This window comes from Amycolatopsis sp. cmx-11-12 (assembly GCF_046269425.1).
Classification (GTDB): Bacteria; Actinomycetota; Actinomycetes; order Mycobacteriales; family Pseudonocardiaceae; genus Amycolatopsis.
Map to the genome: position 1 here is coordinate 48812 of NZ_JADNQM010000021.1, position 23460 is coordinate 72271.

Below are 23460 nucleotides of genomic sequence, written 5' to 3' on the forward strand. Positions count from 1 at the left end.
GCCCAAATGTGTGCCGCGCCACAGTGCAGCCCTTAGATGGAGTCGCGCTCCCGGCCCGCTTCGAGCAGGTCTTCGCGGGCACGCGCGATACGTGAACGGACGGTGCCGACCGGGCAGCCGCAGATCTCGGCGGCCTCGGCGTACGAAAGCCCCAGTACCTGGGTGAGGACGAGGACCTCGCGTCGCTCCGGGTCGAGCCCGTCGAGCAGCATCCGCAGCTCGACCAGGTCCTCGAAGCCCGCGGCACCCTCCGCCTGTCGAGCGCCGCGACGCTCGGCGGTGGCTTCCCAGTCGACGTCGGCCAGCTTCGGGCGCGCCGAAGCCGCCCGGATGCGGTCGACGACCACGCGCCGGGCGATCGACAGGAGCCAGGTCCGCGAGGAGGACCGGCCGGCGAAACGGCGCAGGCTGCCGAACGCGCGCAGGTACGTCTCCTGGGTGAGATCGTCGGCGGCGCTGACGTCGGCGAGGTGCGCGACGAAGCGCCAGACGTCGGCCTGGGTGGCCCGCACCCAGTCCTCCAGTGCGCGCCGGTCACCACGCGCCGCGTCGAGTGCGAGCGCGGTCACCCGCTCGTCGTCGTGGTTGCGCGGCCCGGCCATACGAGAAACGTAGCAGCGTCCCGGGAACCGGGGCAGGCCCGCGCCCGACAAGTGAGACGTGAAGTGCGAGACCTGCCGCGAGGCCCTGTCGGCCCGGCTCGACGGCGAAACCGAACCCGCCCCGCCCGAGGTGATCGACCGGCATGTGGCCGGTTGTGCCGCCTGCCGGTCGTGGCTCGCCCGCGCCGAGCGGCTGCACCGGACGATGCTGCTCCGGCCCGCTCCCCCGGTCCCGGACCTCACCGCCGTCATCCTGGAGCGCACCCCCGCCCCGCCGAGCGAGGGCTGGGCGGCCAGGATCGCGCTCGCCCTGGTCGCGGTCGCGCAGCTCGCTCTCGCCTTCGCCCAGCTGCTGGGTGTCGAAGACCACGCCGCCGGACACGGCACGGAATCCCTGGTCGGGCACCTTTCGCACGAGAGCAGCGCGTGGAACCTCGCCGTCGGTGTCGGACTCGGCTGGGCGGCCGTCCGCACGAAGGCGGCATCCGGGCAGCTGCCGGCGTTGACCGGTTTCGTCGCGCTGCTGCTGGCGTTGTCGGCGGGCGACCTCGTCACGGGACAGGTCACCGCCGGACGTGTGCTCACCCACGGACTGGTCGTCCTCGGCCTGGTACTGCTGTTCGTGGTGAATCGCCAACACCGCCTCCGCAATCGTCCCAGCCCGGCGACGACGGCCGACACGTCGGATTCCTTCTCCACGGAATCGGACCATGAAACCGGCGAAGCCCCCGAACGACCCCGCCAGCACAGGGGATTCCGGCGTCCGGCGAGCCGTCACGTCGCTTGACCCGCCTGGTCTAGACCATTACCGGTCACTGGGAGCACGCGTCCGGACACCGGGTGAATCACCGGATTTTCGCGCGCGGCGTGCGCGGTTCGCGGCCCGGACACGTTTATCGTCGCCAAGAACCACCGAATGTAAACCTTCTTGCCCTTTTCGGGCCGGACCCGGATAACTTTGGTGGGAACACCTTGGTTCGACAGGAGGCGAAGCTCGTGGTTGGCGCAGAAAGTCCGCCCGTCGGCACCCCCGCCGGGATGCGGAAGATCAATCAGCGCGCCGTGCTGGACCTCCTGCGCCGCAGCGGCCCCGCCACGCGGCCGCAAGTCGCCAAGGACACCGGTCTTTCGAAACCCACGGTGAGCCAAGCATTACTGGCGCTCGAAGCGGCGGGTCTCGCCAGGGCGACCGGGCACACCTCGACCGGAACCGGCCGGTCCGCGGTCCTCTACGAAGCGGATCCCACGGCCGGGTACGTCCTCGGTGTCGACATCGGACGCGAACATCTCCGTGTCGCCGTCTCGGATCTCGGCCACACCGTGGTCGCCCGCCGTGACGAGCGGAACACCTCGCGTTCGGGCACCGCGCTCGTCAGCGCCGTGGGCGCCCTCGCGGCCGCGACGGTACGCGAAGCGGGACTGAGCCAGGCCGACATCGTCGTGCGCGTCCTCGGTTCGCCCGGCGTCGCGGACCCGGCCAAGCGCTGCTTCCGGCACGCGCCGAATCTTCCCGGCTGGGGCAAGGCCGGGCTGCTCGACGAACTCGAAGGCGTCCTCGGCCCGGATCTCATGGTCGAGAACGACGCGAACCTCACCGCTGTCGGCGAATGGGAACGCGGTGCCGCTCGCGGCGCGTCCGTATTCGGCTGCATCACCATCGGCACCGGCGTCGGCATGGGCGTGATGGTCAACGGCGAGGTCTTCCGCGGCGCGACGGGCGCGGCCGGCGAAATCGGCTACCTGCCCTACGGCCAATCGCACGCGGCGAGCGACGGCGAAGACGCGCCGCCGGTCCGCGGCCACCTCGAAGAGGCGACAGCGGCGCAGTCCGTGGTCCGCGGTGCACGCGAACTCGGCCTGGGCACGGCGAAATCGGCACGTGAGGTCTTCCGCCTCGCCCGCGACGGCGACGAACTCGCCATGCGCGCCGTCGAGGCCGAAGCAGACAGGCTCGCCTACACCGTGGCGTCGGTGGCCGCGGTGATCGACCCCGAACTGATCGTGCTCGGCGGCGGTATCGGCACCGCGGCCGATCTCCTGCTCGACCCGATCGACCGCGCCCTGCGTTCCTTCACCCCCCTCGTCCCGTCGGTCGTGCAGGGCGAACTGGGCGACGACGGCGTGCTGACCGGAGCGATCAGCGTCGGCCTGCGCGCCGCCGAGGGGCTCGTCTTCGAACGGAAGGTCGGCGCCGCCTAAAGGTTCTAAGGCTTGATGATCAGGCAGGTGCTCGACGCGGTCGCGAGCACCTTGCCCTGCGCGTCGCGGATGTCGCCCTCGGCGAACGCGACGCGCGAACCGGCCTTCACGACCCATCCGTGCGCGCGGATCTCCCCCACCGAGCCGGAAATGGCGCGCAGGTAGTTCACCTTCAGCTCCACCGAGGTGTACCCGACCCCGGCGGGCAGCGTCGAGTGCACCGCGCACCCGACCGCCGAGTCCAGCAGGGTCGCCGCGACACCGCCGTGCACGGTCCCGATCGGGTTGTACAGCGACTCGTCCGGCGTCGCGGCGAGCACGACGTCGCCCACGGCCACGCTCACCCAGCGCATACCGAAATGCGCCGAGATCGGCGGCGGCGGGATCCGCCCTTCGGCGATGCCGGTCAGGTACTCCAGCCCGGACAGTTCCAGCCCGAGCTTGGCGGTGGGCAGCGGATCCTGCCAGGTCACGGTCTTCTGCCGGGTCTGGCCGGTGACGTCGACGGTCATGACTGCCTCCTAAGACGATCGTCCTAGGCTTTCCTAAGACGGTCGTCCTAGTCAAGGGCTATGCTGTCGACGTGTCCGATACCACCACCCGCGAGCGGATGATCTCGACCGCGATGACGCTCTTCCGCCGCGAGGGCTACCAGGCGACCTCGTGGCGACGGCTGGTCGAGCAGGCCGGGACCCCGTGGGGCTCGGCGTACCACCACTTCCCCGGCGGCAAGGAACAACTCGCGGTCGCCGCGATCGAACTCGGCACCGCCGTCGTGGCGAAGACGGTCCGCCGCGCCTTCGAGCGCAACGAGACCGTCGAGGACGCCGTGAGCTGGTGGTACCGGAAAGCGGCCGAGGCGCTGGCCGCCGACGACTACCGCGGCGGCTGCCCGCTCGCCACGATCACGCTGGAGATGGCGCACGCCTCCCCCGCGATCACCAAGGCGTGCCAGGAAGCGTTCGCCGCCTGGCACGTGCTGCTCGTCGAACTGCTCAGCGATGTCAAGGATCCCGAAGACGTCGCCACGGCCATCATGAACAACCTCGAAGGCGCACTGCTGGTGAGCCGGGTCCGCCGGTCGCCGGAACCGCTCGAACGGGCCGCGCGGCACGTCGCGCTCGTGGTCCGCGCTCCCTGACGAAGCTGAGCGAGCACCGGCCGGCGCGGGTAGCGTGCGAAGGCATGATCGGTCTGCCCGACACCATCACGGCCTGTCTCTTCGACCTCGACGGCGTGCTGACCGGAACCGCGGTCCAGCACCGCGAAGCGTGGAAACGCACGTTCGACGAATTCCTGCGCACCCGCGACGGTGACGCGTTCTCTCCCTTCACCGACGCCGACTACGCGGCCTACGTCGACGGAAGGCCAAGGGCGGACGGCGTCCGCACCTTCCTCACCTCGCGCGGGATCGAACTGCCCGAGGGCAAGCCGGACGACGCCGTCGACGCCGCCACCGTCAATGGCGTCGGGAATCGCAAGAACGAACTCGTCCTGAAGATCATCGACGAGGAGGGCGTCACCCCGTACCCGGGTTCCGTGCGGTACCTGGAGGCGGCGAAGGCGGCCGGATTGCGCATCGGCGTCGTCACCTCGTCGGCCAACGGCGCGAAGGTGCTCGACGCCGCCGACCTGACCAAGTTCGTCGAAGTGCGGATCGACGGGATCGTGCTCGCCGAAAAGGGCCTGCGCGGCAAACCCGCCCCCGATTCGTTCCTCGCCGGTGCCGAGGCGTTCGGTGTCGCACCGGAGAACGCCGCCGTCTTCGAGGACGCGCTCGCGGGCGTCCAAGCCGGGAAAGACGGCGGTTTCGGTTACGTCGTCGGGGTGAACCGCGCGCACCAGGCGGGCGAACTGCTCGAACACGGCGCCAACGTCGTGGTGGACGACCTCGCCGAACTCCTGGAGGACCGCAAGTGACCGAATCGCTTCTCCGCGGCTACGAGGTCTCACCATGGGAGCTGCGCTGGCACGGCATGGACGTCGACGCCCTGCAACGCACCGAATCGGCGTTCGCGGTGTCCAACGGGCACATCGGCCTGCGCGGCACGCTGGAGGAGGCCGAGCCCCGCGGCCTGCCGGGCACGTACTTGAACGGGTTCTACGAGCAGCACGATCTTCCGTACGCGGAAACCGGTTACGGCTACCCGGAAGAGGGACAGACCGTCGTCAACGTGACCGACGGCAAGATCATCCGGCTGCTGGTCGAGGACGAACCGCTCGACATGCGGTACGGCCAGGCAACCGACCACGACCGCGTCCTCGACTTCCGGAAGGGCACGCTCGCGCGCGACACCGTGTGGTCCTCGCCGACCGGGCGCCGGGTCCGGGTGAAGACCGAACGCCTGGTCTCCTTCACCCAGCGGGCCGTCGCCGCGATCCGGTACGAGGTCGAACCGCTCGACGACGAACTCCAGCTGGTGGCGCAGTCGGATCTGCTGGCCAACGAGCCGATCGAGTCCGACACACGTGATCCGCGGGTCGCGGCGGCGCTGGAGTCGCCGCTGGTCGCGGAGTTCCACCATTCCGAGGCCTATCACGCCGTGCTGGTACACCAGACCCGCAAGTCCGGACTGCGGATGGCCGCGGCGATGGACCACAAGATCGACGTCACCGACGGCGTCCGCACGCACATCCAGGCCGAAGAGGACCTGGCGCGACTCACCATCGCCGTCGACGTGCCGAAGGGCGGACGGCTGCGGATCACCAAGTTCCTCGCCTACGGCTGGTCCGCGCAACGCTCGGTACCCGCCTTGCGCGCCCAGGTCGACGCCGCGCTGGCAGGCGCGCGGCAGACCGGCTGGAAAGGACTGCTCGCCGAGCAGAAGGCGTTCCTCGACGACTTCTGGGAGACGTCGGACATCGAGATCGACGGCGATCCGGAACTTCAGCAGGCGGTGCGGTTCGCACTCTTCCATCTCCTGCAAGCCGGGGCCCGCGGCGAGGCGAGAGCCTTGGCGGGCAAGGGTTTGACCGGCCCGGGCTACGACGGGCACGCGTTCTGGGACACCGAGACCTTCGTCCTGCCCGCACTCACCTACAGCATGCCGGACGCCGCCCGCGACGCCCTGCGCTGGCGTCACTCCACTTTGGACAAAGCCCGGGAAAGGGCAACACAGCTGGGTTTACGCGGCGCGGCGTTCCCCTGGCGATCCATCAACGGCGCGGAATGCTCGGCGTACTGGCCGGCGGGCACGGCGGCGTTCCACGTCAGCGCGGACATCTCCGACGCCGTCGTGCGCTACCTCAACGCCACCGGCGACAGTGAGTTCATGCGGACCTGCGGCGCGGAACTGCTCCTCGAAACCGCGCGGATGTGGTTGTCACTCGGCCATTTCGACCGCCAGGGCCGGTTCCGGATCGACGGTGTCACCGGGCCGGACGAGTACTCCGCGGTGGCGGACAACAACGTCTACACGAACCTGATGGCACGCCGGAACCTGTTCTACGCCGCCGAAATCTGCGGACAGCACGCGGACGTCGCGACCGCTTTCAACGTCCAGGCGGACGAGGTCGAGTCGTGGCGCAAGGCGGCCGACGCGATGCTGGTGCCGTATGACGAGGACCTCGGCGTCCACCCGCAGTCCGAAGGGTTCTTGGAGCACGACGAGTGGGATTTCGAGGCCACGGACGAGGATTTCTACCCGCTGCTGCTGAACTTCCCGTACTTCGACCTGTACCGCAAGCAGGTGGTCAAGCAGGCGGACCTGGTGCTCGCGCTGCACCTGTGCGGGGATTCCTTCACCCCGGAGGAAAAGGCGCGCGACTTCGCCTACTACGAGGCGCGGACGGTGCGGGATTCCTCGCTGTCGGCGGGAACGCAGGCCGTGGTGGCGGCCGAGGTCGGGCATCTCGAACTGGCCTACGACTATCTCGCCGAGGCCGCGCTCACCGACCTGCACGACGTGCACAACAACGTCCGCAACGGCCTGCACCTGGCTTCGCTGGCAGGCGCGTGGCAAGGCACCGTCGCGGGATTCGGCGGGCTACGCGACTACGGCGGCCGGCTCACCTTCGCGCCGCGACTGCCTCCGCAGTTGCAGCGCATCGCGTTCCGGCTGACGTTCCGCGGCACCCGGTTCCAGGTGGAGATCGACGGCGGGGGCGCGACGTATCACGTGATCACCGGGGAGCCGCTCGAGCTGGCGCACCACGGCCAGACGTTCACCGTGAACTCGGAGCCGGTGCGGCTGCCGATCCCGGCGCTCGATCCGGGGCCGGCGCCGGTGCAGCCCGCCGGCCGCGCACCGGTACGGAGGCGACCGAAGGACGTGTGAGCACTCAGTCCGGGGGTTCGATCGGCACTTCGCCGCTGCCCGGCACGTCGTCGACCTCCTCGGTGCCGTGCGGGCCGATGTCGCGGTTGGGCGCGCTCGGCACGTCGGTCTTCGGCTGGGTCTTGCGGAGGTCTTCGAGGTCTTCGTCGTCGTCCTGTCCGAAGCTCTTCTTGCTTTCCCTCATGTGTCCGGGGTACCCGCTCTCGACCGGATACGCCAGGTTTTAGGTGGATTTGTCAGGCGGCTTTCGCCGGTTTCCCGTCGAGGGTGACCAGGCCGTCGAGCAGGCCGAGCAGCAGGCCGTCCCTGGTGGACCACGGGCAGATGGCGACCTGGCCGCCGGAAAGCGTCAGCAGCGCCTCGGCGACGATCGCGCCCGCGAGCGCCTGGTGGGAGCGTTGCCGCGAGATGCCCGGCAGTTCGGCGCGGCGTTTCGCCGGCAGTTTCGCGAGCCGCGGGATCCACGCGCGGAGGTCTTCGAGGTGCAGTTCCCGTGCGCGGGACGGTCTGTCGCCGGCGAGCCGGGCGAGTTGCCGCAGCACCTTGGAGCAGCCGACGGCGCGGTGATCGCGGATCTCCGGCAGCACGTCCTGCATCGCGTCGCGGACCTCGTCGAGGACGTGGTCACGCATGGCCCGCACGGCCTTGGGCGACGGGCATTCGGTGGCGAACCAGTCCCGCGTGAGCGACCGGGCACCCAGCGGCAGCGAGTGCGCGAAGGCGGCTTCCTCGGCGTCGCCCGCGGCGAGTTCGACGGTCCCGCCCCCGATGTCGAGCACCAGCAGCGCGCCCGCGGAAGCGCCGTACCACCGGCGTGCGCCGACGTAGGCCAGTTCCGCCTCGCGGCGGCCGGTGAGGAACCGAAGGGTGACTCCGGTGGCCTTCGCGACGTCGCAGACGACCTGCTTCACGTTGGCCGCGTCGCGGATCGATGAGGTCGCGAGCGGATACACATTCTCGACGCCGTGCTTGGCCGCTGTCGTCATTCCGGCCTCGACGGCGCAGGAGACCGCGTCGATGCCGCGACGGCTCAGGTTCCCTTCCTCATCGAGTTCCCGGTCCAGCCGCAGGCGCGTCTGGTGGCTCAGCGCGGGGTCGAGCGGTGAACCGCCCTTGGCCAGAACCACCAGCCGCGCACTGAACGACCCGACGTCCAGGACCGCGGCGGACGGTTCCTCGATCTGCTTGCGCACGCGAGGCACCTCACCTTCGTCGCGAACGTATTCCCCCGAGATTCCCGTTTCACTCCTGATAATGGCCGATTTCCTTGCCGTTCAGGTGTGCTTTACGTTCTTTTTCCACCGAAATGCCGCTTTTTGACCACATCGGTGCAGGTGGAGGATACCGTAACGATACAGGTGAGAGGTTTGACTCCTCCGAGCGTCGTGTCCTTCGAACGAACTAGTCGACCAGTTCGCGCAACTTCGAGACCTGCGCGACCCTGGCTTCGCGCCCCGGCAGCAGCGGATTGACCACCAGCGTGGTGGCGCCGGCCTCACGGAAAGCGGCCAGCCGTTCCTTGACGTAGCCCTCGGGTCCGATCAGCGAGATCGCCCTGATCAGGTCCTTCGGCACCGCTGCGGCGGCCTCGTCCTTCTTGCCGTCCAGGTACAGGTCCTGGATGAGCTTGGCTTCGGCCTCATAGCCGTAACGCTGCGCGAGACTGTTGTAGAAGTTCTTGCCACGGGCGCCCATGCCACCGATGTACAGCGCCAGCATGCCGCGCAGGTGGTCCAGCAGCCCGTCGACGTCGTCGCCGATCGCCAGCGCGGTTCCGACGAAGGTGTCCAGCTCGCCCAGCGACGGGTCGCGCTTCGCCTTGCCCTCGGCCAGCGAAGCGCCCCAGACCTCGGCGGCCTTCTCGGGGTGGAAGAAGATCGGCTCCCAGCCCTCGGCGAGTTCGGCGGTGAGCGCGACGTTCTTCGGGCCGATCGAGGCCAGCAGGATCGGGATGCGCTCACGCACCGGATGGTTGATCAGCTTCAGCGGCTTGCCGAGGCCCGTGCCCTGCTCCGGCGGCAGCGGGATGGTGTAGTGCGTGCCGGAGTGCACGACCTTCTCCCGCCGCCACACCTGACGGCAGATGTCGATGATCTCGCGGGTCCTGCCGAGCGGCGCGTCGTACTTCACCCCGTGGAAACCCTCGATGACCTGCGGACCGGACGCGCCGATGCCGAGGGTGAACCGGCCGTCGGAGACGAAGTCGAGCCCGGCGGCGGTCATCGCGGTCAGCGTCGGCGTCCGCGTGTAGATCTGGAAGATGCCGGAGGCGATCTGGACCCGCTCGGTCTTCGCCGCGACGTAGCCGAGCTGGCTGACCGCGTCGAACGAGTAGGCCTCGGGGACGAAGACGATGTCCAGCCCGGCCTTCTCCAGCTCGACGATGTCCGCCACGCTCTCGGCGAAGCCACCGGCGTAGTTGATCGCGGTCCCGATCCTCATCCGCATCTCCTCACAAGTTACTGAGCGTTCGCTTAGCGATAGTATGCCCGGTGCAGGGTCGCCGCGAACTCGAGGACGATGCCGCCGTCGTCGTGCATCCGCCGCGCACCCTCGAGGAACCGGCGGCGGAACTCCTCACCGCGTTCAGGCGGCAGCGCCGAGATCATCTCGGCCAGGCCCCGCGGCATCATCCAGTCCAACAGGGCGTCCGGGCCGGCCAGCGGTTTGGGCAGCTCGACGGTTTCCCTCGTCAGGTCTTCGAACCCGGCCTCGACGAGCAGGGCGTCGAGCTGGTCGAACGTCATCGGACCGGGCTGCGCGGCCTTCGGCTCGGCGGCCCCGCCGGGAGCGAAGAACTCCAGGCTCAGGTCCTGGAACCAGGCCAAGCGGCCGACTGACTGCCGTTCGAGGGACAACGCGACCGTGCCGCCCGGCGCCAGTACCCGCCGGAATTCGGTCAGCGCGGCCAGCGGGTCGTCGAGCACCTGCATCACGAAACCGGCGGTGACCAGATCGAACGACCCGTCCGCGAACTCCATCCGATAGAGGTCTCCCTCGCTCGCGGAGATCTCGGGGTGTTCTTCGGCCAGCCGCCGCATCATCAGCGGTGACGCGTCGATGGCGGTGACGGCACAGCCCTTGGCGAGCGCCGCCCGCGCGACCGCCCCGCGTCCGGCCCCGACGTCCAGTACTCGGACGCCGGGGGCCGGGTCCGCGAAGGCGACGAGGTCCTTCCCCACGTCGGCGACGTAGAAGAAGATGTCCTCGTAGCGGTCCACGAGCTGGTCGTACTTCGCCTTCGCCTGCGCTGTGGTCACCATCGGGCGAGGGTATTTACGGCCTCCGGCGCCGAGATACCGCTATTTGTGTGCGGACACCCACTCCTTGACGACGTCGTCCAGCACCCGCAGCGGCAGGATCCCGTTGCTCAGCACGACCTCGTGGAAGCCCTTGATGTCGAACCGGTCGCCGAGCGCGGCCTCGGCCTCGGCACGGATCCGCTCGATCTCCAGCCTGCCCACCATGTACGACAGCGCCTGGCCCGGATACGCGGCGTACCGGTCGATCTCGGCCTCGATCTCCACGCGCGCCATCGGCGTGTTCTCGACCAGGTAGTCCACCGCCCGCTGACGGCTCCACCCGAGCGCGTGCATCCCGGTGTCGACGACCAGGCGGCCGGCCCGCATCGAGTCCTGCGTGAGCATGCCGAAACGGGTCAGCTCGCTGGAGTACAGGCCCATCTCGTCGGCGAGCCGCTCCGAGTAGAGACCCCAGCCTTCGACGTAGGCGTTGACGTCGGCGTGGCTCCGCAGCATCGGCAGCCCCTTGAGGTGGTGCGCGATGCAGATCTGGAAATGGTGCCCCGGAACGGCTTCGTGGAACGCGATCGCCTCGCTGGTGTGCTTGGGTCGCTGATCCGCTTCGTAGGTGTTCGCGTAGTACGTGCCCGGACGGGAGCCGTCGAGCGCGGCCTCCAGGTAGTACGCGAGCGTGCCGCCCGGCGCCTCCGCGGGCGGCACCGGCTCCACCTGGCACTTTTCCTCGGGAATGGTCGAGAACCACTGGGGTGCGACGGCTTCGGCACGGGCGATGGCGGCACGCGCGGCGTCGAGCAGTTCGTCGCCGTCTCGCCAGCGCAGGGCCGGGTCGGTACGGAGCCGCTCGAAGATCTCGCCGAGATCCTTGGTGCCGAAGATCTTCTCACCCAGCTCGCGATACTGGTCGGCCAGTTTCGCGATCATGTCGAGGCCGGTGTCGTGCAGGTCCTGCGCGGTACGTTCGGTGGAGGTGTGCGCCCGGATCAGCGCGGCGTACTTCTCCTGCCCGCCCGGCAGCGCGCACAGTCCCGGCTCCTCCTCGGGCTTCGCGAGGGGACGCAGCTCGGTGGCGAGGAAGTCGCGGTACCGCCGGTACGCGGGCCGGACCACCTCGGCGAGCAGCCGGTCGCGCTCGGTTTCGTAGCCCTCCACGGAAACGGACGCGGTGAGCGCCAGCGGGTCACCCGCCTCGTCACCGAGATACCGCTCCACGTAAGCGACACCGCTCTCAACGAGGAAGCCGGGCGGCACCAGTCCTTCGGCCGCCGCCGCGCGCTGGCGCACGATCAACGCGTCCAAATAGGACCCGAGTCCTTCCAGCCGTTCGAGATAACCCCGGACCCGTTCCTCGTCGGTCAGCGCCAGCATCGCGAGTTCGTTGAGGACTGACAACGCGGGCGAGGCCAGCCCGTCGCTGACCGAGATGTCCGCGAAGCGGGAGTCGGCGACGTCGATCATCGCCTTCGCCTGCTGGATCACGACCTCGCGGGTGACCGCCTCGGTCGCGGAAAGTCCTTCGACGGCGAGGGCTTCGGCCCGCTCGGCGATGGCGGCCGCCGACGCGCGCTGGGCCGCCACGGCCTCGGTGCTCGGGTCGGGCAGTGAGCCGTCGTGACCGGGCAGCCCGAGCAAGGACCGCCACAGCGGGAATTCCTCGAACTTGAGCTCCATCAGCTCGTCGGCGAGGCTGTTCGGGGTGTCGCCGTGACCGGCGACCCAGTCGCGGACCACGCCGTCCAGCACCGAAAGCGGCAGCGATCCCCCGCCGAGCACGACGTCGTGGAAGGCCTTGATGTCGAACCGGCCGCCCAGTGTCAGCTCCGCCTTTTCGCGGATGCGCTGGATCTCCAGTCGTCCCACCATGTACGACAGCGCCTGGCCGGGGAAGGCGATGTAACGGTCCACTTCGGACTCGATCTCGACCAGCGCCATCGGCGTGTTCTCGGTGAGGAAGTCGATGGCCTGGCGGCGGCTCCAGCCCAGCGCGTGGAGCCCGGTGTCGACGACCAACCGTCCGGCGCGCATCGAATCCATCGTCAGCATGCCGAGTTTCGCGACGTCGTCGGAGTACAGCCCCATCTCGTCGGCGAGGCGCTCGGTGTAGAGACCCCAGCCCTCGGCGTACGCGGTGAAGTCGCCGATGCGGCGCAGCACCGGAAGCTCGGTGAGTCCCTGCGCGAGGCTCAACTGGAAGTGGTGACCGGGGATGGCCTCGTGGAACGCCGTCGCCTCGGCCGCGTGCCGGAACCGCTCCTCCGCCTTGTGGGTGTTGGCGAAGTAGATCCCCGGCCGGGAACCGTCGACCGCGGGCCACATGTAGTACGCGGCGGGCGCCCCCGGCGCGGATTCGGCGGGAACCGCCTCGACCTTCCACGGCTGCGGCGGGATCCGGCCGAACCACTTCGGCGCCTCGGCTTCGGCCCTGGTGATGGCCGCACGGGCGGAGTCGAGCATTTCGTCGGCGCTCGACCAGCGCAGGTCCGGGTCGGTGCGGAGTTTGGTGAAGATCTCGGCGAGGTCGGTGGTGCCGAACACGCGGGAGCCGTGTTCGCGGTACTCGGCGGCGAGGTTCGCGATCACGTCGAGCCCGGTCTGGTGCAGCTCACGCGGGGTGCGGACGGTCGTGGTGTGCATCTCGGCGAGCAGGGCGTAGATGCGCTCGCCGTCGGGCAGCCAGCAGACGCCGGGCTTGTCCTCGGGACGGCCGTGCGGCGCGATCTCCTTCGCGAGCACCTCGCGGTACTCGGCGATCGCCGGCCGGACGACGTCGGTCAGCAAGGCGGCGCGGCGGGTCTCGAAGTCGTCGTCGGGCGCGGGCTGGCGCAGCAGCGGGTCGGCCGACGGCTCGGCGAGGTGCCGGTCGAGGTACGCGACAGTGGCGTCGACCAGGTAGGCGACCGGGACCAGGCCGCGGGCGACACCGTCACGATGGCGCTGGGCGGCCTGCCGCAGGTACTCGGGGATGGCGGCGATCCGCCCGAGATGCGCCTCCGCCTGCGCGCCCGTGCCGACCGACATCATCGGCAGCACGGTGAGCACCTCGGCGGCGGGCGAGATGAACAGGTCGCTGACGGTGAACTCGACGAACCGCGAGTCCAGCAGCGCGATCCTCGCCCGCGCTATCGCGATCAGGACGTCACGGGTGGTCTTCTCCTCCGCGCTCAAACCGTCGGTGCCGATGGCCTCGGCCCGCTCGGCGAAACCGGACAGCTTCACGCGGAAGGCGTCTCCCGCGGCCTCGCTGAGATCGGTGAGCCCGGTCGATTCCGGACGAAAGCCCTGCAAAGCGGGCGTGACCGGCTCGAAGTCGAAGAGGGCTTCGACGAACTCGTCGGCGAGGGCGGAGACTTCGCTCATGTTTCTTCCCCAGTGATCGGCGGAGGCGGTATCCCCGACCCTAATGGAGAGCACGACCTACCGAAGCCGGGTTTTGCGGCACCCGGACGGCCTCTCCCGCGGCGCCGGGGCCGAGACGGTAGCGTTCCCGGACGTGGCCGTGACCGATCCCGTGGATACCCGCCTGCTCGCCGCCCTCGCGGACCTGGGCAAGGCGGCAGTACACGAACTCGCGGCGAAGGTCGGCATGGACCCGCGTGAGGTCGCCTACCGGTTGGTCGCCCTCTCGGGAAGCGGATTGCCGCTGCTCGTGGGCGTGGAAAGCGACCCGAACGGGCTACGCGCCGCCATCGCCGCCTCGCCCCCTTCCTGGGCACAGCAGCAGCGCCCGCCTGCTCCTCAGGGGTCCGGACCGCACAACGTCCAGGGCACCCCATCAGGGCCGTACAACGTCCAGGGGACGCCGTCGGGCGCGTACAACGTGCACGGGACGCCTTCGGGCCGCTACCCCGGCCCGCCGTCCGCGCCGGTACGCCAGCCGATGGCACCGCCGCCCCAGCAGCGGCCGCCCGCCCCACCGCAGCAGCAGTTCGCGCCGCCGATGGCACCCGCCGACCCGGTGATGAGCACCTGGGGCGTCCCGCAGACCTCGTCCTGGGCCCGCGGCGACGAACAGCAGGTCACGCCGCGGCAGGTCCCGGAGGGCAAGAAGGGCCGGACCGGCGACGTCATGGAGACCCAGGGCCTGGAGGGCGAGCAACTCGCCGTCCAGTTGCTCGAGGTCCAGGACCCGGCGGACTACCTGTTCAGCGCGGCGGGCTACTCACTGGAGGCCGGGGAGCGGTCGGTCGTGGTGCACACCGAGATCACCAACCGCGGGAACACCCCGTTCGTCTCGCTGCCGGACAACTACCTCGAACTGCTCACCGCGGACGGCAAACCGATCGCGAAGGCGCCGGTCTCCCTGACCTCGCGACCGCCGCACAAGATCGGCGTCCGGCCGGGCGAGACCCTCGGCGGCCACACCGTCTACGTGCTGCCGGACGCCACCCGCGTGGTCGCCGTGCGCTGGTCGCCCCGGCCGGAACCGGACGAGCGCACGCTGACCTGGTCGATCGACGACTAGTTCTCGTCCTGGAGGATCCGCAGCGCGTTGGCGAGGTCGTCCGGGTACTCCGACTCGAACTCGACCCAGCGCCCGTCGGACGGGTGCGCGAAGCCGAGCGTCTTCGCGTGCAGCCACTGCCGGGAAAGCCCGAGCTTGCGCGCCAAGACCGGGTCCGCGCCGTAGGTCAGGTCACCGACGCACGGGTGCTTGAGCGCCGAGAAGTGCACGCGGATCTGGTGCGTGCGGCCGGTCTCCAACTTGATCTGGGTCAGCGACGCGGCACGGAAGGCCTCGACGACCTCGTAGTGCGTGACACTGGGCCGTCCGCCCTGTACGACGGCGAACCTGTAGTCGTGCCGGGGATGCCGGTCGATCGGCGCGTCGATGGTGCCGCGCGTCGGATCCGGATGGCCCTGGACGATGGCGTGGTAGCCCTTGTCGACGGTGCGTTCCTTGAACGCCCGCTTCAGCACGGTGTACGCGTGCTCGCTCTTGGCCACCACCATCACGCCGGTGGTGCCGGCGTCCAGCCGGTGCACGACGCCCTGGCGTTCGGCCGCGCCCGAAGTCGCGATCCGCAGCCCGGCGGCGGCGAGCCCGGCGACGACGGTCGGCCCGGTCCAGCCGGGGCTCGGGTGCACGGCGACGCCGACCGGCTTCGAGATCACCACGATGTCGTCGTCGTCGTGCAGGATCCTCATGCCGTCGACGTGTTCCGCGACAACCTCGAGGGGTGAGGCCGGATCGGGAAGGGTCACTTCGAGCAGTCCACCGGCGGCCAGCCGGTCCGACTTCCCGGCGGGCCTGCCGTCGAGCAGGATCTCGCCGGATTCGGCCAGTTCCGCCACGACCGTGCGGGAAAGTCCCAGTAGTTTCGCCAGTCCCGCGTCGACGCGCATTCCGTCGAGCCCGTCGGGAACGGGCAGCATACGCGCGCTCATTCGGTTGCCGCTTTCTTCTTGTCCTTTGTAGACGATCCGTCGTAGTCCTTGCCCAGCAAGGAAAGGATCACGATGAGCACCCCGCCGACGCAGATCGCGGAGTCGGCGACGTTGAAGATCGCCCAGCCCTGCCCGTTCGGCGCGAACGCGGAGATCATGTCGACGACGTGGCCCTGCAGCGGGCCCGGCGCGCGGAAGATCCGGTCGGTCAGGTTGCCGAGCGCGCCCGCCAGCACGAGACCGAGACCGATCGCCCAGCCGACCGAACGCAGCCGCCGCGCCAGCCAGACGATGGCGACCACGACCGCGGCCGCGACCAGCGCGAGCACCCAGGTCAGCCCGGTCGCCATCGAGAAGGCGGCGCCGGGGTTGCGCACGAGCTGGAAGTACACCAGCCCGCCGAGGAACTCGACCGGCTGCTTGCCCTCCAGCGTGGACACGGCGATCTGCTTGGTGAGGAGGTCGATCCCCCACAGCACCGCGGCGACGACGAACACCACGGCGACGCGCTTCTTGGGCAGCGGCGGCGACGGTGGCGCGGTTTCGGGCTCTGTACTCACTCCCCCATTGTCCACTGAGCGTGCTCAGGTCTCCTCGGCGGCCGTCTTCGGCCTGCTCAGCAGCGCCGTGAACGCCCCGGCCAGCGCGACCAGCGACGACAGCACCAGCGCGAGCTGTCCTTGGGCGAGCACGACCGCGCAGAGCACGAACACCGCGGCCACGACCAGCACCAGCACGCTGCGGTCCAGCCAGGCGAGCAGGAGCAGGCCCAGTGTCAGCAGGACCGCGCTCCGCGTGTCGCCGTCCATCTCGAGTTCCCAGTAGCCGACCAGGTCCGCCAGCACGATGGCGACCAGGCCGCCGAGGGCGATCGCGGCGACCTTCCACCACCGCACGGGCTTCGCCCGGAAGGCATAGAACAGCACCGTGCCGAGGTAGACCGCGAGCACGGCGGACAGCCAGTTGTCGTTCCTGCCCACGCCGGAGACCGTGATGTTCACGATCGTGTTGTTAGGCGAGTAGCCGACCCACCCCTCGGAGCGGCGCGCGCCCACGGCCAAAGCCACCACGACTAGCTGAGCGAATCCCAGCAACGCCAGCGGAAACCAGTAACGCGGTCGCTCGTTCCCCATGCGGGGTGAGGGTAGTGGGTCAGGCGCAGAACGGGGGAAGTTCCCGCGGATCGTTCTCCGGCACCCAGCGGCCCTCCGGCTTCTCGTACTGCCAGCGGGCGCCGCGGGCGACGATCTGGCGCAGTGCCAGGACGACCCGGTCCACGTGCTCGGTGGTGCTACCGAGGCCGAGGCTGACCCGGACGGCCTGCTGGCCGGTCGAACCGGCGGCGGAGATGAGCCGTTTGGTGGCGATATGCGCGCAGAACGCGCCGTCCCGCACGCCGATGCCGTACTCCGCGGACAGGACCGCGGCGAGCCAGCCGGGCTCGAAGCCGTCGACGACGAAGCTGAGCGTGCCGACCCGGTCGACCGGCGCGTCGAACAGCCGCAGTTCGGCGAAACCGGGGATGCCGGCGAGCCCGCGACGCAGCCGCGCCAGCAGTTCGTCCTCGTGGGCGACGATGGCGTCCCAGTTCCCGGCCAGCGTCTCGCAGGCGACACCGAGCGCGTAGACGCCGACGGTGTTGGGGGAACCGGCTTCGTGCCGCTCCGCACCGGCGTTCCAGACCACGCCGAGGTCTTCGGAGTCGCGGGTGACGAGCTTCGTCGCGCCGCCACCGGCGAGGTACGGCTGGGCGGCGCGCAGCCAGTCGGCGCGGCCGATCAGCGCGCCGGCACCGAAGGGGGCGTACAACTTGTGGCCCGACAGCGCGATGTAGTCGACGTCCAGTTTGCGCACGGAGATCTTGCGGTGCGGCGCGAGTTGCGCGGCGTCGAGGGCGATCCGGGCGCCGTGCCGTCGCGCGACGGCGGCGATCTCCTTGACCGGCAACAGTTCCCCGGTCACGTTGGACGCGCCGGTGATGACGACCAGCCGGGTGCCCTGCGGGCAGTCGGCGAGCGCTTCGTCCACAGCGGACACCGCGGCGAGGCGCGTGCGAGGTGTCTGGATCCGGCGGACGTTCGGGCCCTTCCACGGCAGCAGCGCGGCGTGGTGGTCGGTGTCGAACACGACGACCGACGTGTGTTTCGGCAGGCTGCGCGCGAGAAGGTTGAAGGAATCGGTGGTGTTGCGGGTGAACACGACGGTGTCGGTCGACCGCGCGTCGACGAAGTTCCGCAGGATTCCCCGCGTGCGCTCGTAAAGTTTGGTGGAGACCTGCGAAGCGAATCCGGCGCCGCGGTGGACGCTGGCGTACCAGGGCAGGAATTCGTCGACCGCGTCGCGCACCTTGTCCAGACAGGGGGCGCTCGCCGCGTGATCGAGGTTGGCGTACGCGATGTCGCCGCCGGTGACCAGCGGAACCCGCAGATCGGCGCACGCGACCGTCGGGATTTCGTGTGTGACAACGGTTTCCGCGACAGTGGCGGGGGTGCTGGTGCGTTCGAGAGCGAGAGTCATCGTCATCCTCCGGGCCAGGGGACCCGACGAGGATCCCGCGCTTGCCCGTCGCACCGCGCGACGAGCCAGGTCCTCACCCGGGGCACCCCACCGCGGAAGGAGGGTTGCCGGTCAGCTAGCCGGGGCTTGACGCTGACACTCGTGACCTACGAACGAAGTTAGCCGATACACCGGCGATCGAGCCACCCCTTGCCCACATGTTGAGACGCCGGTCACGCATTACGCAACCGAAGAGAACCCACGCAATTCGGCACCTGGTTGCGATGGTCCGGGTCGCGAACCTTCGCAATGAGGTGCCGAATTGCGGGAGGTCAGGCGCGGAATCGGCCGGGCAGGGGGATGGTCGCGCGGGACGAGACCTCGGTGGCCGTACCCGAGTACTGATCGGTGCCCGCGGTGAACTGCCAGCCGCCGAAGGTCTTGCCATCGACAGCCTCGCCGTGTGCGTCGGCGACCTTGGTCGAGAGCTCGTCGTAGGACACGCCGTTCCAGTTGCCCGCGCCGACGCCGAAGTCACGCGAGTCGCCGCCGTTGGCCGCGGCCGCGGGCAACGTCCACAGGGTGAAGTGCACGTGGGCGCCGGTGCTGCTGCCGCCGCAGGGCAGCGCGTTGCCGGTCCGGCCGAGGGCGTCGCCCGGAGCGACCCGCTGGCCGTCGGTGACCGAAATGCCCTCCAGGTGGTAGTACCCGGTCCGCCAGCCGTCCGTGTGGTCGATGGTCACCCAGTCGCCGCCGTCGCAGTGCTGGATCCGGACCGTGCCCGCCAGCGTGGCACGAACGATCTCGTCGCCAGGGCTGAAGTCGATGGCGTTCTTCACGCCGGAGTTCCCGTTGTCCGAGTAGATCCCCGCCGAGTAGACAGACTGGCCCGTGTCGAACGGCAAGCCGAACGCCGGGAAGGCACCGGCCGCGGAGGCCACCGGGGCGGACAGAACCACTCCGACGAGTGCGGCCGCGGCCCCCAGACCGGCGAACCGTGCAGGAAGTTTCGTCACCTTGCGTACTCCTTACCCCGTGACACTCACCCATTCGACTGAGGAGGTTGCGGGGAAAGTAATCCAAACGGAGTACAAAAAGGAAGAATTTTCTGAGATCAACCGACGAACAGCTGGTGCCGGTTCGTGACCTACTGGCCGGATTCGCCCTTCCACCTGGCGAGGCGACCGGCCCGGTCGACGGCCCGCAGGCGTCGTTCGGCCGCGTCACGCACGTCGGAGGTGGTCACGACGAGTAACTGATCACGTTCCTGGAGCCGGGTGTTCTTGTTGGGCGTGAAGCCGGTGCCGTCACGGACGAGCAGGCTGATCGTCGCCCCCGCCGGAAGCCGCAGTTCGGCCAGGTAGACGCCGTGCATCTTCGATCCGGAGTTGATCCGGACCTGGAGGAGTTCGGCGCCCATCTCGTCGAGCGGCGCGGAGTCGACGTCGATCTCGTGCGCTTCGGCGTGCTGAGCCAGCCCGAGCACTCGCGCGAGCGGGGTCAGTGTCGCCCCTTGAAGCAGGGTCAGCACGATGACCAGCACGAACACCGCGTCGACCAGCTCCTGTGCGCCGGGCACCCCGGACGACAGCGGGATCAGCGCGAGCACGATCGGGACCGCCCCGCGCAACCCTGCCCAGGATAAGAACACCTGTTCTCGCCAGGGGATCTTGAACGGCAGCGCCGACAGCACCACCGACAACGGCCGGGCGAGCAGCAGCACGACCGCGCCCGCGACCAGGCCTTGGACCAGGCTTTCGAAGATCCTGCTCGGCGAGGCGAACAGGCCGAGCAGCACGAACAGCCCGATCTGCGCGAGCCAGCCGAGCCCTTCGGCGAAGGACAGTGTGTCCGACCGGTGCGGCAGCTTCGAGTTCCCCAGCACCAGGGCGGCGACGTAGGTCGCGAGGAGGCCCGACGCGTGGGCCAGCTGCCCGCTCGAGTACGCCACGACGCAGACCGCGACCGTGGCCAGCGGATACAGACCGGTGGCGGGAAGCGCCGCCCGGCGCAGCGCGAACGCCCCGCCCCAGCCGAAGGCCAGGCCGATCACCAGCCCGGCGGCGAGCTCGTAGACCACCAGCAGCGGCAGCGACCAGTCGATGGTCGTGCCCTCGGCGAGGACGACGACGGCGATGTAGGCCGGGGCGTCGTTGATCCCCGACTCGATCTCCAGCGCGCCGACGAGCCGCTTCCCGATCCCCGCCGATCTCAGCACCGAGAAGACCGCGGCGGCGTCGGTCGACGCGAGCACCGCGCCCCACAGCAACGCCATCCGCCAGTCGAGGCCCAGCAACCAGTGCAGGGCCGCGCCGGTCACCGCGATACTCACCGCGACGGCCACTGTGGACAGTGCGATTCCGATGCCCAGCGAGGGTTTCACGGCCGTCCACCGGGTGGTGAGACCACCTTCGGACAGGATCATCACCAGCGCGGCGAGGCCGAGCGACTGGGTGAGTTCAGGGTTCTCGTACTGGATGCCGAACCCGGCTTCGCCGAGCAGGACCCCCATCCCCAGGTAGAGCAGCAGCGAGGGAAGGCCGACCCGGATCGACACCCGGACGGCGATCACGGCGACGAGGAGGACCGCGCCACCGGTACCGAGGATGAGCGGGAGCTGCTCCATGTCGCCTCCCGTCCGGCCGCCGTGAGGCCTTCAGAATAGTGAGGCGGTGACCGTCACACCTTCGTGCACCGCTCGACGGCGAGCCGAACGGACTGTGTTACAGACTGTCCTTTACGGACTCCGCAGGGCCACCAGGTCGACACCTAATTCCGCGAAGGGTTTCTCCGCGGCGGGCAGGACCTTCACCGCGCGATTGCCCTCACGCGACAACCAGCCGGCACTCACTCCGTGAGACAGTAACGCCGCGGGGACGCGGCCCGCCAAATGATCACGACGGACTGTCCAATCCAGACAGTCGCGCAGCATCGGACGGCGACTGTCGGCGATCTCCACCTCGAGCGTGCCGAGCACCTCGCGGCCGCGGCCGGTCAGCGTCAGGCCGTCGGCCTCGTCGATCAGCCCGGCGGCGAGCATCCCGTCCCGCAGCGCGACCCCGACCGTCCCGGCGAGGTGGTCGTAACAGGTCCGGGCGAACTCGAGCCGCTTCACCCGGACCGACGACCGCAGTCCCTTCACCGGGCGATGTTCGGCGTGCTGCGCCAGATGCTCGATCAGCTCCGCCACCCTGGGATCGGCGATCCGGACGTAGCTGTGCCGCCCCTGTTTGACCCGGACGACGAACCCGGCCTCGGTCAGCTTCGTCACGTGCTCGCTCGCCGTCGACACGGCCACCTCGGCCGCTCCGGCCAGCTCGGTCACCGTCCAGGCACGCCCGTCGAGCAACGCGAGGCACATCGACGCGCGGCTCGGCTCGGCGAGCACGGCCGCGACCTCGGCCAAGGCGATCGTTTCCATGCGCTCACCGTAGAAGACCCACGGTTCGGCGCGGACCGAAATATCAGCCAGCCAGGAACTTCGCCGCCAGCCGGACCGCGGGTTCTGAGTCGTTGGAGCCTTCGAGCATGACGGCGAAGGCGACATCCCCCCGGTAGCCGACGAACCAGCCGTTGGCCTCGGCACCCGAGCCGAACTGCGCGGTCCCGGTCTTGCCGAAGACGTTCCCGCTGCCCTTCAAGGCCTTCGCGGTCCCCGTCGTGCAGACCTCGCGCATCATCGCCCGGACCTGGTTCAGCACCCCGGCCGGCGGGGCCTGGTAGCCGGCGTTGACGGTGGTCTCCAGCCCCTGCCACAGCTTCGGCACCACCGGTTTCCCGGTCGCGACCGTGGCCGCCATGAGCGCCGCGCCCAACGGACTGACCTGCACTTTCCCCTGCCCGATCCCGGCCTCGACCTGCTCGTCGGCGCTGCTCGACGGCTCGACCTTCCCGGTCTCGGTGGCCAGTCCCGGGATCTCGAAGTCGGCGTTGAGGCCGAGCTGGCTCGCGGCCTTCGCGAGGCCATCCGGCGGCAGTTGCCCGGCGAGCCGCCCGAAGGTCGTGTTGCACGACGCGGCGAACGCCGTCTTCAGCGAAACGGTCCCCAGGTCGAACCCGTTTTCGTTCTTGAGCGTGCGGGTCCGGATCTGCTCACTGCCCGGGCAGGCCACGGGCGAGTCGTCGGTGATCCCGCCTTGTTGCAGCGCCGCGGTCGCCGTGGCGATCTTGAACGCCGAACCCGGCGCGTACTGACCCCTGAGCGCCATCGGCTGGTTGCCCGCCGCCGCGTTCTGGGCGACCGCCAGTAGGTCGCCGCTGGTCTTCATCGCGACGATGATCGCCGAACCCTGGAAGCCGTCGACGGCTTTCTGCGCCGCGCTCTGGGACGCCACGCTCAAGGTCGAAACCAGCGGTTGGTCGGAGTCCTTGGCCTGCCCGAAGAGCGTTTCGACGGGTTTGCCGGAAGCGTCGACCCGCGACACGGTGACGGTGGCCGGGGTCCCGCTGCCGCCGTTCTGCTCGGACGCGACCTTGGACAGCGCCCCTTGCAGGATCGGCGCGACGCCCGCCGCGTCACCGCCGACGAGGGCCTTGCCGTCCCGGTCGGCCACGACCGGCTTGGCCGAAACGGGCGCGACGGAGAGCCGCTGACCGGCTTCGAGTTTCGGGTGGATCACCGACAGCGCCCAGCGGATCACCCAGTTCCCGGCATTGCGGACCAGGTCCAGTTTGCCTTCGTATTTCCAGACACTGTTGCCCGTGAAGGTCCAGGAGGCGTGGAAGGTGGCCGACGTGGTGGTCGCGTCGCCCGGCGTCGTCGGGACCTCGCCGAGGGTCGCCTTGACCGAGACGGGGCTGAGCGCCCCACGCGCTTCGGCCAACGCGGCCGTGGCCGCCGGTTTGTCGTCGACCGGGGCAGTGTTCAGGTCACCGGCCTCGAACTGCCGCAGGAACCGGGCGGCGACCTGCGCCGGGCTGTCCTGCGCGGCTTCGGCGGGCTCCCCCGCACCGCCGGTGGCGGGCGCCTGATCCTCCCTGACCAGCAACACCACCGCGGCCACCACGACGGCGACGACCGCCAGCGCGGCGCCGATCAGGACCCCTCTTTTCCGGGCAGGACTCATGGACTCGCTCTCCCCCAGTGCGGCGCGTACTGCACACGCTCCGGGCCAGCCTGCCGATTTCCCCCGCGCAAGGCCGATTTCCAGCGAGAACGCGACGTTTCCGAATCCGTTTCGTGATCCCGGTGGTCCAGACCGCGCTCCGGATGACATGAAAGGCCCCTTCATTGCAAAATTT

The 23460-nt window shown here is 69.6% G+C and carries 21 protein-coding genes and 1 riboswitch; of the genes, 6 read left to right on the forward strand and 15 right to left on the reverse strand.

Annotated features, from left to right (window positions below; all coding sequences use genetic code 11):
- Positions 1-32: 32 nt before the first annotated feature.
- The gene (sigC, locus tag ACLARN_RS26360) at positions 33-602 is read right to left on the reverse strand and encodes an RNA polymerase sigma factor SigC (RefSeq protein ID WP_409494138.1); all 570 of its coding nucleotides are present in this window, start codon (positions 600-602) and stop codon (positions 33-35) included.
- Positions 603-660: 58 nt separating this feature from the next.
- Here sigC and ACLARN_RS26365 point away from each other — a divergent pair, with 58 nt between their 5' ends.
- Both ACLARN_RS26365 and ACLARN_RS26370 read left to right on the forward strand, forming a co-directional pair.
- A complete protein-coding gene (locus ACLARN_RS26365; RefSeq protein ID WP_409494139.1) occupies positions 661-1389 on the forward strand; it encodes a zf-HC2 domain-containing protein in 729 nt (242 codons plus the stop codon).
- Between the two features lie 209 nt (positions 1390-1598).
- Entirely contained in the window at positions 1599-2801 is a 1203-nt protein-coding gene (locus ACLARN_RS26370; protein ID WP_409494140.1) for an ROK family protein, read from the forward strand.
- Between the two features lie 5 nt (positions 2802-2806).
- Here ACLARN_RS26370 and ACLARN_RS26375 read toward each other — a convergent pair whose 3' ends face one another.
- A complete protein-coding gene (locus ACLARN_RS26375) occupies positions 2807-3313 on the reverse strand; it encodes a PaaI family thioesterase (protein ID WP_409494141.1) in 507 nt (168 codons plus the stop codon).
- 71 nt (positions 3314-3384) lie between these two features.
- On the opposite strand from ACLARN_RS26375, the gene ACLARN_RS26380 reads away from it, so the two are divergent.
- Genes ACLARN_RS26380 through ACLARN_RS26390 form a run of 3 tightly spaced genes read left to right on the forward strand, consistent with a single transcriptional unit; the run spans position 3385 to position 7078 of the window.
- Positions 3385-3942 (forward strand): TetR/AcrR family transcriptional regulator, encoded by a 558-nt coding sequence (locus tag ACLARN_RS26380; RefSeq protein WP_409494142.1) that lies wholly within the window; start codon positions 3385-3387, stop codon positions 3940-3942.
- Between the two features lie 44 nt (positions 3943-3986).
- Positions 3987-4721 carry an HAD family hydrolase gene (locus tag ACLARN_RS26385; protein ID WP_409494143.1) on the forward strand — a complete coding sequence of 245 codons (735 nt, stop codon included), beginning with the start codon at positions 3987-3989 and terminating at the stop codon, positions 4719-4721.
- A complete protein-coding gene (locus tag ACLARN_RS26390) occupies positions 4718-7078 on the forward strand; it encodes a glycoside hydrolase family 65 protein (protein ID WP_409494144.1) in 2361 nt (786 codons plus the stop codon). The genes ACLARN_RS26385 and ACLARN_RS26390 overlap by 4 nt, the downstream gene beginning before the upstream one ends.
- Positions 7079-7082: 4 nt before the next feature.
- Here ACLARN_RS26390 and ACLARN_RS26395 read toward each other — a convergent pair whose 3' ends face one another.
- The 5 genes from ACLARN_RS26395 to ACLARN_RS26415 all read right to left on the reverse strand — a co-directional run bounded on the left by ACLARN_RS26395 (position 7083) and on the right by ACLARN_RS26415 (position 13695).
- The gene (locus ACLARN_RS26395; RefSeq protein ID WP_409494145.1) at positions 7083-7262 is read right to left on the reverse strand and encodes a hypothetical protein; all 180 of its coding nucleotides are present in this window, start codon (positions 7260-7262) and stop codon (positions 7083-7085) included.
- A 52-nt stretch (positions 7263-7314) separates the two neighbouring features.
- A complete protein-coding gene (locus ACLARN_RS26400; protein ID WP_409494146.1) occupies positions 7315-8271 on the reverse strand; it encodes a Ppx/GppA phosphatase family protein in 957 nt (318 codons plus the stop codon).
- Positions 8272-8479: 208 nt separating this feature from the next.
- Entirely contained in the window at positions 8480-9520 is a 1041-nt protein-coding gene (locus ACLARN_RS26405; RefSeq protein WP_409494147.1) for an LLM class F420-dependent oxidoreductase, read from the reverse strand.
- A gap of 32 nt (positions 9521-9552) precedes the next feature.
- Positions 9553-10341: a class I SAM-dependent methyltransferase gene (locus tag ACLARN_RS26410; protein WP_409494148.1), complete on the reverse strand. Its 789-nt coding sequence runs from the start codon at positions 10339-10341 to the stop codon at positions 9553-9555.
- Positions 10342-10380: 39 nt separating this feature from the next.
- Complete coding sequence (locus ACLARN_RS26415; RefSeq protein ID WP_409494149.1) at positions 10381-13695, reverse strand: DUF885 domain-containing protein; 3315 nt, start codon at positions 13693-13695, stop codon at positions 10381-10383.
- A 133-nt stretch (positions 13696-13828) separates the two neighbouring features.
- Between ACLARN_RS26415 and ACLARN_RS26420 the strand changes: the two genes are divergently transcribed.
- Complete coding sequence (locus tag ACLARN_RS26420) at positions 13829-14800, forward strand: AsnC family protein (protein WP_409494236.1); 972 nt, start codon at positions 13829-13831, stop codon at positions 14798-14800.
- On the opposite strand, the gene ACLARN_RS26425 is transcribed toward ACLARN_RS26420, so the two are convergent.
- The 8 genes from ACLARN_RS26425 to ACLARN_RS26460 form a co-directional block, all read right to left on the reverse strand.
- Positions 14797-15723, reverse strand: a complete 927-nt coding sequence (locus ACLARN_RS26425) for an RluA family pseudouridine synthase (protein ID WP_409494150.1) — start codon at positions 15721-15723, stop codon at positions 14797-14799. The two genes, ACLARN_RS26420 and ACLARN_RS26425, sit on opposite strands and share 4 nt — an antisense overlap.
- Entirely contained in the window at positions 15720-16283 is a 564-nt protein-coding gene (gene lspA / locus ACLARN_RS26430; protein WP_409494151.1) for a signal peptidase II, read from the reverse strand. Before lspA ends, ACLARN_RS26425 begins: the two co-directional genes overlap by 4 nt.
- A gap of 24 nt (positions 16284-16307) precedes the next feature.
- Positions 16308-16856: a hypothetical protein gene (locus ACLARN_RS26435; protein WP_409494152.1), complete on the reverse strand. Its 549-nt coding sequence runs from the start codon at positions 16854-16856 to the stop codon at positions 16308-16310.
- A 19-nt stretch (positions 16857-16875) separates the two neighbouring features.
- The gene (locus tag ACLARN_RS26440) at positions 16876-18240 is read right to left on the reverse strand and encodes an aminotransferase class V-fold PLP-dependent enzyme (protein ID WP_409494153.1); all 1365 of its coding nucleotides are present in this window, start codon (positions 18238-18240) and stop codon (positions 16876-16878) included.
- A 32-nt stretch (positions 18241-18272) separates the two neighbouring features.
- A riboswitch (SAM riboswitch) is annotated at positions 18273-18387 on the reverse strand.
- 164 nt (positions 18388-18551) lie between these two features.
- Positions 18552-19235, reverse strand: coding sequence for a M23 family metallopeptidase (locus ACLARN_RS26445; RefSeq protein ID WP_409494154.1), 684 nt, complete (start codon positions 19233-19235; stop codon positions 18552-18554).
- A gap of 131 nt (positions 19236-19366) precedes the next feature.
- The gene (locus tag ACLARN_RS26450; RefSeq protein WP_409494155.1) at positions 19367-20845 is read right to left on the reverse strand and encodes a potassium/proton antiporter; all 1479 of its coding nucleotides are present in this window, start codon (positions 20843-20845) and stop codon (positions 19367-19369) included.
- A 111-nt stretch (positions 20846-20956) separates the two neighbouring features.
- On the reverse strand, positions 20957-21640 hold the full coding sequence (locus tag ACLARN_RS26455) for an ArsR/SmtB family transcription factor (protein WP_409494156.1): 684 nt from the start codon (positions 21638-21640) through the stop codon (positions 20957-20959).
- A gap of 43 nt (positions 21641-21683) precedes the next feature.
- On the reverse strand, positions 21684-23285 hold the full coding sequence (locus ACLARN_RS26460; protein WP_409494157.1) for a penicillin-binding transpeptidase domain-containing protein: 1602 nt from the start codon (positions 23283-23285) through the stop codon (positions 21684-21686).
- Positions 23286-23460: the final 175 nt, after the last annotated feature.